At 46.1% G+C, this 13,450-nt stretch carries 9 protein-coding genes; 2 read left to right on the forward strand and 7 right to left on the reverse strand.

Annotated features, from left to right (window positions below; translation table 11 throughout):
* Together AAFP14_RS22855 and AAFP14_RS22860 are read right to left on the reverse strand one after the other, a co-directional pair.
* The coding region (locus tag AAFP14_RS22855; protein ID WP_341734487.1) for an FG-GAP-like repeat-containing protein at nucleotides 1–3,213 on the reverse strand (3,213 nt) is incomplete at its 3' end.
* A gap of 661 nt (nucleotides 3,214–3,874) precedes the next feature.
* Complete coding sequence (locus tag AAFP14_RS22860) at nucleotides 3,875–4,798, reverse strand: helix-turn-helix transcriptional regulator (RefSeq protein WP_341734488.1); 924 nt, start codon at nucleotides 4,796–4,798, stop codon at nucleotides 3,875–3,877.
* A gap of 384 nt (nucleotides 4,799–5,182) precedes the next feature.
* On the opposite strand from AAFP14_RS22860, the gene AAFP14_RS22865 reads away from it, so the two are divergent.
* Nucleotides 5,183–6,244, forward strand: a complete 1,062-nt coding sequence (locus AAFP14_RS22865; RefSeq protein ID WP_341734489.1) for a TIGR03032 family protein — start codon at nucleotides 5,183–5,185, stop codon at nucleotides 6,242–6,244.
* A gap of 96 nt (nucleotides 6,245–6,340) precedes the next feature.
* Here the strand turns inward: AAFP14_RS22865 and aroF are convergent, their stop codons facing one another.
* The 5 genes from aroF to AAFP14_RS22890 all read right to left on the reverse strand — a co-directional run bounded on the left by aroF (nucleotide 6,341) and on the right by AAFP14_RS22890 (nucleotide 12,249).
* A complete protein-coding gene (gene aroF, locus AAFP14_RS22870) occupies nucleotides 6,341–7,399 on the reverse strand; it encodes a 3-deoxy-7-phosphoheptulonate synthase (protein WP_341734490.1) in 1,059 nt (352 codons plus the stop codon).
* Nucleotides 7,400–7,660: 261 nt separating this feature from the next.
* Entirely contained in the window at nucleotides 7,661–8,137 is a 477-nt protein-coding gene (locus tag AAFP14_RS22875; RefSeq protein WP_341734491.1) for a PAM68 family protein, read from the reverse strand.
* Nucleotides 8,138–8,390: 253 nt separating this feature from the next.
* Nucleotides 8,391–8,660: a 30S ribosomal protein S15 gene (gene rpsO / locus AAFP14_RS22880; RefSeq protein WP_341734492.1), complete on the reverse strand. Its 270-nt coding sequence runs from the start codon at nucleotides 8,658–8,660 to the stop codon at nucleotides 8,391–8,393.
* A gap of 181 nt (nucleotides 8,661–8,841) precedes the next feature.
* Complete coding sequence (gene ruvA, locus AAFP14_RS22885; protein ID WP_341734493.1) at nucleotides 8,842–9,465, reverse strand: Holliday junction branch migration protein RuvA; 624 nt, start codon at nucleotides 9,463–9,465, stop codon at nucleotides 8,842–8,844.
* 147 nt (nucleotides 9,466–9,612) lie between these two features.
* A complete protein-coding gene (locus tag AAFP14_RS22890) occupies nucleotides 9,613–12,249 on the reverse strand; it encodes an AAA-like domain-containing protein (RefSeq protein WP_341734494.1) in 2,637 nt (878 codons plus the stop codon).
* 843 nt (nucleotides 12,250–13,092) lie between these two features.
* Between AAFP14_RS22890 and AAFP14_RS22895 the strand changes: the two genes are divergently transcribed.
* Nucleotides 13,093–13,269: a hypothetical protein gene (locus tag AAFP14_RS22895; protein WP_341734495.1), complete on the forward strand. Its 177-nt coding sequence runs from the start codon at nucleotides 13,093–13,095 to the stop codon at nucleotides 13,267–13,269.
* Nucleotides 13,270–13,450 lie beyond the last annotated feature (181 nt).

Consider the following 13,450-nt stretch of genomic DNA (forward strand, 5'->3'; position numbering starts at 1 on the left):
TGTGGGTGCGGTAATATCGGCAGTACGAGTCAATTGAGCGGCTGCGGTATTGCTATTACCAATGGTGTCAATGGCTGTAGCTGCGGGAATATCTACGGTGACATTGCCAGTGGCTGTTGGTGTAACTGTGAAATTATAAGTTGTACCAGTACCTGTGAATCCGCTAACAGTTCCGTTAGCAACAGTTACGTCAGTGTCGATAAATCCTGTGACGGTTTCACTGAAGGTTGCTGTGACTAAAAATGGTGCGTTTGTGTTGGTTGGTGATGCGGATGTGAGGGTTACTGTGGGTGCGGTAATATCGGCAGTACGAGTCAATTGAGCGGCTGCGGTATTGCTATTACCAATGGTGTCAATGGCTGTAGCTGCGGGAATATCTACGGTGACATTGCCAGTGGCTGTTGGTGTAACTATGAAATTATAAGTTGTACCAGTACCTGTGAATCCGCTAACAGTGCCGTTAGCAACAGTCACGTCAGTGTCGATAAATCCTGTGACGGTTTCGCTGAAGGTTGCTGTGACTAAAAACGGTGCGTTTGTGTTTGCGGGTGATGCGGATGTTAATGTGACATTTGGCGGTGTAATGTCGGCAGTGCGAGTTAGTTGGATGGCTGCGGTATTGCTATTACCAACGGTGTCAGTGGCTGTAGCGGCGGGAATATCTACGGTGACAGCGCCCGTAGCAGTGGGTGTAACTGTGAAACTATAAGTTGTACCAGTACCTGTGAATCCACTAACAGTTCCGTTACCAACAGTCACGTCAGTGTCGATAAATCCTGTGACAGTTTCGCTGAAGGTTGCTGTGACTAGGAATGGTGCGTTTGTGGTGGTTGGTGATGCGGATGTTAAGACAACAGTAGGCGGTGTAATATCCGCCGTGCGAATAAGTTGGGCGGCTGCGGTATTGTTGTTACCTGCTGTATCTGTGGCTGTAGCTGCGGGAATATCTACGGTGACATTGCCAGTTGCAGTTGGTGTAACTGTAAAACTATAAGTTGTGCCAGTACCTGTAAATCCGCTAACAGTGCCGTTAGCAACAGTCACGTCAGTGTCGATAAATCCTGTGACAGTTTCGCTGAAGGTTGCTGTGACTAAGAATGGTGCGTTTGTGGTGGTTGGTGATGTTGATGTGAGGGCAACTGTTGGTGCAACGGTATCGATAACTATGGCTTTGCTGCCGCCGAGGGAGTTGGCTGTGGCTAAAGTGGGGAGGGTTAAATCGGCATCCGCAGTCAAACTATCTTTAATTGTGCCGCCGTTGAGGGTGAGGGCAGTTGTGGCGAGATATTGTAAGTCGAGGGATGTGTCTCCGGCTTGCACTAAATAGTTGAAGGTGAGGGCTGTACCGCCACTACCACTAGCATAGGTGGCAAATTGGTCGGTTGTGCCGGTTTCTAGTTGCAGTCGGGGCGTGCCGGTGACGTTGACAGCAGCATCGAAGGTGACGGTGATGGCAATAGTGGAACCGACACCGTAGCTGCCGTCGGGGGTGGTGGCGGTGACAGCGGTAACTTTGGGGTTGGTGTTGAGCAGGATGGAGACATCGTTGCTGTTGGCGTTCGCCACAGCTAAGTCTGGTTTGCCGTCGCCGTTGATGTCGCCGATGCTGACGGAGAAGGGGATAGCGCCAGTAGGGAAGGTGACTTGGGGGGCGAAGGTGGGGGTGGCGGCTCCGGTGGGGGTGGTGTTGAGCAGGATGGAGGCGGTGTTGCTGTTGAGGTTCGCCACAGCTAAGTCTGGTTTCAAGTCGCCGTTGATGTCACCGATGCTGACGGAGGTGGGGGTAAAGCCAGTAAAGAAGTCTACTTTGGCGGCGAAAGTGGGGGTGGTGGCTCCCGTGGGGGTGGTGTTGAGCAGGATGGAGGCGCTGCTGCTGCCGGCGTTCGCCACAGCTAAGTCTGGTTTGCCGTCGCCGTTGATGTCGCCGATGCTGACGGAGTAGGGGAAAGCGCCAGTAAAGAAGTCTACTTTGGCGGCGAAAGTGGGGGTGGTGGCTCCCGTGGGGGTGGTGTTGAGCAGGATGGAGGTGGTGTTGCTGTCGCGGTTCATCACAGCTAAGTCTGGTTTCAAGTCGCCGTTGAAGTCGCCGATGCTGACGGAGATGGGGCCATTGCCAGTAGGGAAAGTGACTTGGGGGGAGAAAGTGGGGGTGGCGGCTCCAGTGGGGGTGGTGTTGAGCAGGATGGAGGCGCTGCTGCCGGAGTTGTTCGCCACAGCTAAGTCTGGTTTGCCGTCGCCGTTGATGTCGCCGATGCTGAGGGAGAAGGGGCGAAAGCCAGTAGGGAATTCAACTTGGTTGGCAAAGGTGGGGGTGGTGGCTCCTGTGGCGGTGGTGTTGAGCAGGATGGAGGCGCTGCTGCCGGAGTTGTTCGCCACAGCTAAGTCAGGTTTCAAGTCGCCGTTGAAGTCGCCGATGCTGACGGAGATGGGGTTAGTGCCAGTTGGGAAGTCAACTTGGGTGGCGAAGGTGGGGGTGGTGGCTCCCGTGGGGGTGGTGTTGAGCAGGATGGAGGCGCTGCTGCCGGAGTTGTTCGCCACAGCTAAGTCAGGTTTCAAGTCGCCGTTGAAGTCGCCGATGCTGACGGAGATGGGGCCATTGCCAGTAGGGAAAGTGACTTGGGTGGCGAAGCCTAGTACGCCACTGTAGTTGTTGAGGGTGGTTTCGGTGAGGGCTAGTTGGGGCGCTTTAGAAGATGGGGGGATGAGTTGAGGGATGTCCCAACTGCCACCGAGTGCGCTGTTACCTGTAGGTTGGGAGTTGGCGCTGATGTTTGCGCCTGTGAGTTGGTGCAGTTGAGTCAGGAATTGGTTTCCTCTGTCTCCGGCTGCTACGTTGCATCCATATAATATGATGTTGGCGTTGTCAGTGAGGCTGTTGCGCCACTGTTGGAATTGGTAGCTGTAGTTTTGGATATTGCTGCTGTTGAGTTCTGTTGTGCCTAGGTACAGGCTGCCAGAATCTCCGTGGGTGATGATGTGGAGGGCTGCGATGCCTGTATGCTGAGCTAGGACTGTGGTGATTTGCTCTACGGCATCGGGCTGGTTTTTGAGAATGTAGGTGGCGGTGTGGGGTTTGATGCCCTGGGCTATCTGCTGGCTATCGGGTATTGTGGGGTCAAGGATGACTATTTCTGTGGGCTTGTTGCTGGTGCAGGAATTGGAACTACCGATATTTTTGTTTATGGAATGGTTAATTTGAGGTAGAGTTTTCATGATTTTTGCTTTTAATGTAGTTCGTGGTTTTTGAGTCGGGATATGCCCCCGATTTGATGCTGGTTTGTGATATTTCTACCTGGTGGTGGATGACACTCGCCGATCGTGATGAGTAATACAGGACTTTTGAGGTATGTGAGGTACATAGTTGTTGTAGGGACACGGCGCCGTGCCCATTTGTGTCAACTTAAGCTTTTAGTCCGCCAAGTTTTCTCGCTCACCCGCCAAGTCCGCCAGGGGTTAAAACCCCTGGCTCAAAGCTAAAGTCCTCTGAAGAGGACTAATGAGTTTAAAATTTTTCTTCTCAGTCCTCTTTAGAGGACTTTCGCTTTGAGACAGGGAATTCATTCCCTGTCGGACTGTCGGACTGTCGGTTTAAGCTTAAGTTGACACTCCGAAAGGCTAAAGGAAGTGTCCCTACGGGATAGTGATAGTACCTATAAACCTGGGATACGCTGTATCAAATCCGTTAGCATCGGAATGATATTAATCAAAAGGGCAAGGAAGATACTTCTAACCGGGACAAGGACTCGAAACCTTTGTTTTGTAGGACTTACGCATTAATATTTCGTCTGAATTCCGTTAACCTGTGTATCAATTTATTCCCTAACAAGATTTATATCTTGCTGCTTCCTGGTTGCGCTAGCCAAATTGCGAAAGATTAGTTTCGCAAAATGTCTGAAGGCTTTTTCCCAAAATGCTGCTGGAAATATTTTGTAAAGCGACTAGGATTGTAAAAGCCATATTCAAACGCAATTTCCGTAATCGTTTTGTTGCTCTCGATTAACTCCGTATGAGCGGCTTCAAGTCGAGCATTTCGCAAGAATTGACTGGGAGAAACACCGTAATAACGAGCGAATGCTGTTTGCAAAGAACGATTGCTACAGTTCATGGCGGAAGCAATTTCTGCAATTGTCAGGTCTTTTTTCATATTTGCTCGGATGTATTCGGCCGCCTCTCGCACGCGGGCGATCGAGATTTCGGATACTTTAATAATCGATGGTTCTAAAGTGTTGTAAGATGAACCTTGGACTAAGGTAGAAAAAATAGCGGTTTCTAAATTGTCAATTACCAGTGGATGTCCGTTAGTGTCAATCAAATTCGACAGCGTTATGACCAGTTGATATAGCGATCGACCGTAAACAGTAGTGCGATCGATAACTTGCAGTAGGTTAGGACGTTCAATGGATTTGTCAAGATACTTGCTCATTTCAGTTAAAAATAGAGCTTCATCTATATAAATTGATATTCCGCTGTATTTGGCTGAGTGCTGAAGACGGGTTAGTTCGACTCCCGACTGACTTATCACCACATTTCGATCGTTCATGAGGAATTCGTTAGACCCAACTTTCAATAAATGATCGCCGTTAAAAAATGTGAAACCTATTTTTCCTGGAGAAGTATATCCTGCGGTATATGTACTCCCAGCTTCCCAAAGAACACTCACGAACTCGAAGTTTTTTAATTTAGCAAACCGCCATTGAATTTTATAATCTTTGGAATAGGCAATATGTTTAGTAAGAGTCGATACTTGCTTAATATATATCTCTGGATCGTTGATTTCAATATTTAAATCCCAGACCATTATTAAATCCCCATATTTTACACCTACAATAAATTATATCAATTATGTGTAAATATTTATACTTGTCTGGGGTATTTTACGGGAATTATCTCAGGTTGAGGTGGGGGCGGGTTTGTGAGATTCTGGGTTTTAGGACAATACAGTTCAGATAAGACAGATCCCCCCCAGCCCCCCTTAAGAAGGGGGGAGCAAGAGTCTCAAAGTCCCCCTTCTTAAGGGGGATTTAGGGGGATCTAGACTTCGATACAAACGAGTTGCTTGGGGGCGGGTTTATGAGATTGTAGGTTGTAGGCAATTATGGTTGGTGAACCCTTCGGCTAAGCTCCCTTCGGCTAAGCTCAGGGCATCGCCCGCCCCTACGGGAATGTAAATTTTACAGATTCTATGAATAACGACACAAATGTCAATACAGTCGAAGAACATGAGATTTTTGGCGATCGCGATTTGCCATCTTGGTTAACCGAACAACGAATCAGCCTTGCTTGCACTACTTATCAAACGAGCAGGTTGATGTTAATCGGCGCTGCGTCAGAAACCAACAGAATCTCGGCTTTTTGGCGAATATTCGATCGCGCAATGGGACTTTACTGCACAGCGGAACGCCTGTATCTAAGCTCAAAATATCAACTCTGGCAATTAGATAACGTGTTGGCTGCGGGTGGACAACATCAAGGTTACGATCGCCTTTACGTCCCTCGCATCGCCCACACCACAGGAGATATCGACATTCACGATATCGCTGTCGATAAAAATAATCAAATCATCTTTATTAGTACGTTGTTTAATTGTATCGCTACTTTGAGCGATCGCCACAGTTGCAAACCTCTCTGGAAACCGCCGTTTATCTCACAATACATCAACGAAGACCGCTGTCATCTCAACGGTTTGGCGATGGTGGATGGGGAGGCGAAATATGTCACGGCGTCGAGTCAGTCGGATGTGGTGGATGGCTGGCGCGATCGCAGAAAAAACGGCGGTATAGTGATTGATGTCGCATCTAATGATATCATCGTTACGGGATTGTCAATGCCGCATTCTCCTCGCTGGTATCGAGATAAGTTGTGGTTGCTGAATTCCGGGAGAGGGGAATTTGGTTATGTGGATTTAGAGACAGGGAAATTTGTGGCCATTACCTTTTGTCCGGGATATGTGCGAGGACTGGCTTTTTGGCAAAATTGGGCAATTGTTGGACTCTCGAAACCGAGGGGTGGTGACAACACTTTTAGCGGTTTAGAGTTGGATGAGTTGTTATTAGCAAAGGATGCTGAGGCTCGGTGTGGGATGATGGTGATTGATTTGACTACTGGTGCGATCGTGCATTGGTTGCGCTTTGAAGGAATTGTCACGGAATTGTATGATGTGCAGGTGATTTCGGGAGTGCAAAAGCCGATGGCTTTGGGTTTTCAAACGGAGGAAATTGCTCAGTTAATTACTTTGGAATTTTAACCGCAGATGGATGGGGATGAATCCAACATAGCTAAAGCCCGAACTTCTTGAGGAAGTCCGGGCTTTAATAGCGATCGCCCTAATTAACTCAATAACCTACACTAAAGCAGGTACTTGCGGCCAACGTTTCATGACTTTCCCAATTACCGCCAATTCTTCCATCAATTTGTCGAACTGATCCGGTGTCAAAGATTGTGGCCCATCAGACAAAGCTTTTTTGGGATTTGGGTGCACTTCAATCATCAGGGAATCAGTACCAGAGGCGATGGAAGCAAAGGCCATGGAAGGTACAAACTGGGCCCAACCGGTGCCGTGACTGGGGTCAACCATAATTGGTAAGTGAGTCAGAGTTCGCAACACAGGAACCGCAGACAAATCTAGCGTATTTCGGGTATATTGCCGGTCATAGCCGCGAATGCCGCGCTCGCACAAAATCACGTTGGGATTGCCCGCTGCCATGATATACTCAGCAGCCATCAACCATTCTTCAATAGTTGCAGAAATCCCACGCTTCAACAAAACTGGCTTGTCTTGTGCTCCGACTTTTTTCAATAGGGAGAAATTCTGCATATTTCTGGCCCCGACTTGAACTACATCGGCTACTTCCACGATCGCACTTAAGTCCGCCGCATCCATAACTTCGGTAATAATTCCCAAACCGCTAGCTTCCCGCGCCGCGGCTAACAGCCCCAAAGCACTCTCGCCGTGTCCTTGGAAAGCGTAGGGAGAAGTTCTCGGTTTGTAAGCTCCACCACGCAGAAAATGAGCGCCAGCAGCTTTCACCCGCATTGCCGTTTCGACAATCATTTCTTCGTTTTCGACGGAACAAGGGCCTGCTACGACCGCGATCGGGTGATTTAAGCCGATCGTCACAGTTCCCAGGGGAGTAGCCACTTCTACGGCGCTTGGTTCTCCTTGGCGATATTCCAAGCAAGCCCGCTTGTAGGGTTTTTCCACTCGCAATACTTCCTCAATCGAGGTGCTCATTTCCCGAAGCTGCATCGGTTCGAGCTCAGCGGTGTCACCTACTAAACCGATGACAACTTTGTAGCGTCCCACTATTTTTTCTGGGGACAAACCCCAGTTGGTGCGGAGTTCTGCGTCTAGGCGATCGATCTCGGCTTCTGGAGTACCGGCTTTCATTACAATAATCATATTTCTTTTGCCTTCTCTCTTGGGCTAAACACGGATTATGACACGGATTGACTGTTGGCTGTTGACTGTTGACTGTTGACCAATGACTGTTGACCAATGACTAATGACTAATGACCAATGACTAATGACCAATGACTAATGACCAATGACCAATGACTAATGACCAATGACCAATGACTAATGACCAATGACTAATGACCAATGACTAATGACCAATGACTAATGACTAATGACTAATGACCAATGACTAATGACTAATAACTAACTTTTTGATTTAGCCGATCGCCATCCTTCTCGCATCCGTCCAAAATTGGTATTAAATTCTTCCCAACCCATAACACTTCCTGAAATTTCTTCATCCCAGGAAGCCGACAGGACTCCGTAACTCAATCCTAGTACACCCAAACCAAAACAACCCATACTTACTAACAATACCGCTGTGTTTGGTAAATCAAACAAGCCTTTGCTGACTATCAAATAGCTCACAAAAAATGTCGCAATTCCCAAGAGTGTCGGTACACCACAAAATACCGCTATGCGGGATATCATGCGCTTGCTGACTACTTCTGGGATAGATGGGTCCTGTTTTTTCGTTTGGCTGGCTTTGGGCTGCTTATCGGCAGGATTTAGTTCTAATGCTGTGTTTGTTAGTTCCGCTTGGGCGGGTTTTTTAGGGTTTTTTTTACGATTTTTTGCCGGTTCAAAGGGGAGGCGCTGGCGGGGTGGTTCGGAGGACATATTTTATAGCAGAAGGAATCAGGAATCAGGAACAATAGAAATCCTACTATGTATAGTAATAGTTTCAGCGATTCAGAACGTCCTAACCGTCTTGGTGGTTTCTCTATTTTCCAGGGGGCATTTCAGACATTTATTCTGACATTTATTCAATAGGCATCTCCCAAAACTCTTGTCGGGTAGGCATTTTACCTGCCCTTAACTGATTTTTATTGAGATGACTAATGAATATTGTCGCAAATTTGGGCTTTGGTGTTTAGCCGCGGATGCCTAGACGGGCAATTAATGCTTTGTAGCGCTCAACATTTTCCTTTTGCAGGTAAGCCAGGAGGCGCTTGCGGCGGCCGATCATCATCATCAAACCACGGCGAGAAGCGAAGTCTTTTTGGTTGATTTTGAGGTGGGCGCTGAGTTTGCTGATGCGATCGGTCAGCATTGCGACTTGAACATCTGGCGATCCGGTATCGGTTTCATGGGTTTGGTAGTCGCCCATGATTTCTTGCTTGCGTTGTTGTGTAAGAGCCATGAATTGATTTTAGGTTTTTTTGTACTATCTCACAATCCCTGATTATATCACAGGGGAACCACAAACGATCAAATTTGCGATCGCACTTGCGAGATTAGTCATCGAGGCAGAAACCGGGTTGTTTACGAAAATACTGGACGCCCAGTCTTAGATACGGATGAAAAACCCGGTTTCTGGAGATTTATCGGCTCAAATAAGTAATGGCCTCTTTGATCCAATCATCGGCATTACTTTTTTTTGCTAAATTACTATCCTGACTCAGGGTTTGCAGGGCTTGCAAGACTTCGGCCCCGGTGTAACCCATCGCCAGCAACACCATTTCCACTTCTTCTTGAATAGCCGCAGGTACTCCGGCGGCGACTGAGGTGGTCAAACCTTCCTGTTGTCGCCATTGTGAAAGTTTACTTTTAAGTTCCAGGGCTAAACGTTCCGCGGTTTTGGTGCCGACGCCTGGGGTTTTGGCGAGGATGCGGGTATTGCCGCCGACGATGGCTTGGACTAAATCTGGTAATCCTAGGGTATCTAAAAGTGCGATCGCCAGTTGAGCACCCACCCCACTCACACTGGTTAACAGTCGAAATAAATCTCGTTCCGTTGCACTACCAAAACCGTACAACACGATTTGGTCTTCTTTAACTTGTTGATGAGTAAAGATTTGGGTGATTTCCCCAGAGGGAGGTAATTGACCACTCACGCGGGGCAAAATTTGGATTTCATAGCCAATTTGGTTGACTTCCAGAGTCAGGATGAGGCGGTTACTGCCTTTGGTGATGTCGGCGACAGTGCCTTTGAGATAGCTAATCATAAAAAAATAATATACCCTTTCTCAGTTAGGTGGGTAATCGGTAATGGGTAATCGGTAATCGGTAATCGGTAATCGGTAATCGGTTTACCAATTACCAATTCTCCATCGTACCTCCTATGAGAGTTCGACAGGCTATATACCGTTATTTCAATTCAAAATTAAATTCCGTTTAACGACCGACAAATCGGGTTTCCCAAAATTCACCACCAAAGCCACATTTAAGTTTTCCAAAGATTTGATAAACCACAGGATTTCCTCAGCGCCTTTTCCTTCATAGTGATTGAATAAAATAGAAAATCGCTTTTCTAAATCTGGTTTAACTTTACCAGAAAGTAGTACCAATTTCAGCAGTAAACCCATGGTTCTGCTAGGACCGAGATTGTAAACTAAATCATAAAAAATGTAGTGACTGGGATGGTGTTCGTTTTCCACTACTAAAAAATTGAATAATTCATGACAAGTCTGAACTAATAACAAATTATTTAACTTCACCGAGTCATTTTCACGGAGGGTGTTTTTGATGTATTTGTACAAACGACCGCTAAATTGACGGCGACCGTATTCAGGTTCCACCGCGGAAATTAAATATTCATACAAATCAACTTTAAATGATTGATAAGATTTCGTGTTTTTACTCTGGCGTAAAAACAAATGAGCCGATTCTTTGTAAGTGCGATTTTCACTCACTTTTCCCGCAAATTCCCGGACTGCTAAATGTAATTCTGCATCATTCAAAAGGGTGGGATTGGGCGCGGGATTTACAATGCCCATTTCGGTATGTCCCGGCGCAACTAAATAGTTTAAATAAAGAGATAAGTCTGTTTCAAATTGCCGTTGCCTTTGAGATTGCAGTCGTTGGATTGTTTGCTGTTCTTCGGCAATGCTTTCCTTGCTCAAGAGAGAATAGCCGTATAAATAAGGATATCGAAAAATTAGTTCTCCCAAGGTAGTGTGAGTCTGTTTTGGCTGAGGTTCTGAGCCTTGTTCTAGAGCTTTTACTAAGCGTTCTAAATTAACAAACTCTTCACTTTTTGTAAATAAATCTATTTGACGCTGCAAGCATTTGACTATGTAAAACTCCATCCCAAATCTGGGTGAAGTTTGCTTAAATAGAGCTACCAAATTTGCGATCGCCAATTTGTATTGGGAATTCAATTGCCATCGGTTGATGGGGATGTAACAGCAGCGGTGGAGGATGTATTTAAAATCCTGTTCCGATCGCTTGAGAGAGACTATACTATACAAAGTTGCTTCTATGTCTGGATCGGGATAGCCCATACCGTCTATAAATAGCTGTCGGAAACGCTCTATCACCTGTACCGGCGATTCTGTTTGGACGCAGGAGACTATGTGGTTGTAAAGTTTCTGTTCGTCGCTGCTAGCTGGAACAGTCTCTAAGGGTGCTGGGTTGACAATACTACTGTCTGTAATAGTTTCGGAAATTGGTGCCAAAACCACTGCTGGTTTTTCCGGTAAATCTCGATCGGGATGTAAGAAGCTATAGTGTTCTGGACTTAGTTTTTTATTGGTGGCCCACTCTAAGGCTGCTTGCAAACTTTTCCCCGTCAATAATTGGGACTTATCTTGACGTTCGGAAGCCAGCCATGCTGTGAGTGATGCTTTGTAGGGAGCCAGATTCCCCAACTCTTTTTCTGCCCAAAAAACATTAAATACTGATTCATAAATTCGGTTGGCTACTATTAGTTTATTTCCCGAATTTTTGACAACTAATCCTAATTGTTGTAACGCGATTTTTTCGGGAGATGAGTCCGCAGCTACTCCCCCAGTTTCCCCTAATTTTTCAGAAGCGGGGGTCTGCAAAATTTGCTGGTACAATTCTAACAATCGACTGCTGTCGCCGGAGTTCTGGAAAATGCCTCGGCGAATTGCAGTTAAATGTTCTGGCTTGTCCCAATCTTCCCAGTTTTTTATAATTCTAATTTTGGCTAATTTTTCAATTTCTTTTATTTCACAATTTCTGCCAATAAAAGAGCCATACTCCAGTACCAACCCGCAAAGCTTTTGAGTCAAAAACGGTTGACCACCTGTCCAAGCTAAAATGGCTTGGAGCACTTTTTGAGGTCTAAATGCTTTGACCGCTAATCCTTTGGCGAGGGGGAAACTTTCGTGTAATTCCAATCGGCCTAAATTAATTTGTCGTGCTATGTTAAACGGGTTGCACCTGGTGTCTTCGATTAATTCTGATGGTACGGTTACTCCCATCATGGCAAAAGTAATGCGCTCGTAGTCCCGTTGAGTGCTTCGCTTAGAATAACAATTTAGAATTAAGGCAAAAAAATCTTTAACACAGAAATTTAAGTTGTTAATACTGTCTATGTCATCGAGGAGAATTACGATATTTTGTTGATTTTTAAGTGATTTTAACAGAACTTTTTCGATAAATATCTCTAATCGCTGCACCGGTGAGAGTAGTTCGCGGTCGTTCCACCATTTGAGAGCATCAAACCTATTTGTGAGGTTAAAACTGCTGGCTATGCGATACATAATTCCCCGATACCACTTTTGGGGGGTGATATTGGGATGGCTGATGCTTTTCAAGTTAACTGCTGCAATCAATGTACCTTCTGCTTGCAGTCTTTTCCCGGTTTGCAGCAGTAGGCTGGACTTTCCGGTTTGTGGCGGACTGATGACATAGCAGAAGTTCCTGTCTAGGAGTTGTTTGTAGAGTTCTTCGTCTGCGGGCCGCTTGACATAGGTGGGGGCGCTGACGGGGAGATATCCTCCTACTTGATATTGATAAGTTGTGTTTATTGCCGTTGTCACCTGCTGATCGATCAAGACGGTTCACCTCTATTTTGTCCGATTGAAGGGTTACAAATTTCCGTTATTTGCCAGTGGATTTAGTTGAAACTTTGACTGTCTTTTACTCCATTATCTACTAATTATCCTGGTTATTTTTAATCTTTATTGTATCTTTGCAATAAGAAATCGTCCCACGGAGCGATCGTCCTCCGACCCGTTGTGGTTATTTATACTGGTTGACATTATAAGTATGTTAATTTTTACTGGGAGGCGATCGAGAATCCCCCAATACCTTTGTATTTAGACTGTGTGTTTACATTGTTTTACAATAATACTTTAAAATTCAGTCGGTGGTATAATGCGATCGGGGAAACTTATAATCTTTAAGTTTCTGCTTTCAGCTACCTTTGCCTTCAGGCCCAGTAGCTTTCTACGGAAAATACTGGCTCAGTCATGGCTGGCAATAAAAAACCCCAGCTTTTTTGCTGAGGACTGCTTGAGTGGGAGATATCGTTAATCTGCGTTTTTTTAAGTTGACTTAGATTGCATGAAATTTCATGCAGGTAAAAGATGCGCCCTGATGGATTAACTACCCGATGGATTAGCACCCTGATGGCATAACTCCCTGATAGATCGTGGCCCTGATGGCATAAGCTCCACTACCCAAAATAATCGGGTTGGTGGATGATCGTGGATACTACTAACACGTCACTTTTGGCGCGGCCGATCGCTCAGGGTGTGCCTGTCTGAATTGATTATGACAGGCAGATTTCTCCAAAGGCAAGTGGGCTATTGCATCAACCCACTTCTGACTGGTTGGAGTTGCCAACAAGTGTCAATCTACGCAAATCAGGGTCATCGAAAATGAAATACAGCATCTTAGTTTTAGGCGTATTCGATCTAGGTAGCCCCAGTGTGGCTGGTCTTGCTTCTGGAAAATTTGTTCGCAGTGGTGGGGCTTTGGAGAGTTATCCCGACTTCCATTACACTGGAACGAATGAGGATGGGGAGCAAGAAGAAGTAAAAACAGGAAAAGGATAGGAACTTCTAGGGGATGAGGTTATGGCTGTTGTCCTGTAGTACCTGTGGGAAGCGGTTGAGACTTCATCCTGCTATCAGTCTACCTAAATTCCAGATGTGAGTGGGAAAATAAAAAGATGAGGCCAGTCTTGGGATAGATCTTCCCCATCTCTCAAGTGAGCTAGCTTCTGATTTTCTGGCC

This window comes from Microcoleus sp. EPA2, from assembly GCA_020882975.1.
Taxonomy (GTDB): domain Bacteria; phylum Cyanobacteriota; class Cyanobacteriia; order Cyanobacteriales; family Microcoleaceae; genus Microcoleus.